The following is a 1,236-nucleotide window of genomic DNA, read 5'->3' on the forward strand; positions in this document are numbered from 1 at the left end:
AACGTGGCGTAGTCGCCGGGCGGGTAGACGTAGTTGGTCAGGGCGCCCTCGGCGGCTACGGCCGCGGCACCGGCGACGGCGATCGCCGTGGCGGTGCCGGTGTGGCCGTGCGTGGCGGCGGCGTTGGCGGCCATGGAGGCGACCTGCGTGGCGCGGCGGGCCGATGCGGGCGATCCGTCGGCCGTGTTCATGGCGCTGTACTGGGCTTCGCGGGCGCGGTCGCGGAGGCTCACAGGTCCCCCTCGGCGCGGATCGAGGCCAGCTGGTCGGCGAGGCCGCGGAGCCGGTCGGCGAACGTGTCGATGTCGGCGGCCAGCTCGTACACGCCACGCGCGTCCAGAGCGCGGCCGATCAGGCTGACGGACACCTGCACATCCCGGGTGGCGACCTCGGCGAACGGGGCCTGGTCGAGGCAGGCGTACGCGATCGGCCAGCCGCGGAACTGCAGGGTGACGTCCTCGCTGGTGTGGGCGAGGTCGACGCGCAGCGTCTCGGGGTCGTGGTCGCGATGGCCGCGGCACCAGGACGGCTCGGTCAGGGTGACGTCGCCGTGGTCGGCGGTGGCCAGGGTGATCGTGCGCAGCTCGGTCACCGGTCCTCCCCAGCGGGAGAGGCGACGGCCTCGGACCACGACTTGCCCTCGGCGAGCGCGGCGTGCGCCTGCTCGCACGTGACGTAGCCGACCGGCGGGTGGTCGGCGAGCCGGTCCCGGAGGTAGGCGGTGGTCCACTCGATGCCCATGAGCGGCTTGTCGTCGAGGAGGTTCCGCAGGACGACGACGGTGTGGCTGATGCGGTCGCCGAGGATCCGGTCGTGCACCTCGGCGTCGCCGGTGGTGGCGGGGTGGGGGATGTCGAGGGCTTCGAGGATCGCGGCGAGGAGGTCGCGGGCCGGGGCGGGCAGGGCGCCCACCGTGGTGGGCGCCGTGCTGGTCGTGGGGTGGCTGGTCACAGGGCCACCGCCAGGGCCTCGAAGCGGGCGGCGAAGGCGCGGTCCTTGGGGCGGTAGGTGGCGAGACGCTGCGCGAAGGTGCGGGCGGAGTAGAGCTTGACCTGCACGGTGCGGGTGACGCGCGCCTTCAGCTTGATCTTCGTGGTGCGGGCGCCGTCGGCGACCAGGCCGCGGGAGAAGGCGCCGGCGAACCGCTTGGCGGTGGCGTCGTCGAGGCCGGCGGCGACGAGTCGGGTGCGGACGGGCTGCAGCGGGCTGGTGGCGACGGCGCGGCGGGCGTGCTGA

The 1,236-nt window shown here is 74.6% G+C and carries 4 protein-coding genes; all 4 read right to left on the minus strand.

The features are described from left to right. Positions 1 to 233 (minus strand): hypothetical protein (locus tag N4P33_RS35350; protein ID WP_260831005.1); only part of this gene is annotated, 233 nt, incomplete at its 3' end. Beyond that, entirely contained in the window at positions 230 to 592 is a 363-nt protein-coding gene (locus N4P33_RS35355; protein ID WP_260831006.1) for a DUF6907 domain-containing protein, read from the minus strand. The genes N4P33_RS35355 and N4P33_RS35350, both read right to left, overlap by 4 nt. Further along, on the minus strand, positions 589 to 951 hold the full coding sequence (locus N4P33_RS35360; protein WP_260831007.1) for a hypothetical protein: 363 nt from the start codon (positions 949 to 951) through the stop codon (positions 589 to 591). Before N4P33_RS35360 ends, N4P33_RS35355 begins: the two co-directional genes overlap by 4 nt. Beyond that, the coding region (locus tag N4P33_RS35365; protein ID WP_260831008.1) for a hypothetical protein at positions 948 to 1,236 on the minus strand (289 nt) is incomplete at its 5' end. The genes N4P33_RS35360 and N4P33_RS35365, both read right to left, overlap by 4 nt.

The sequence above is a fragment of the Streptomyces sp. 15-116A genome (assembly GCF_025290915.1).
In the GTDB taxonomy this organism is placed as follows: domain Bacteria; phylum Actinomycetota; class Actinomycetes; order Streptomycetales; family Streptomycetaceae; genus Streptomyces.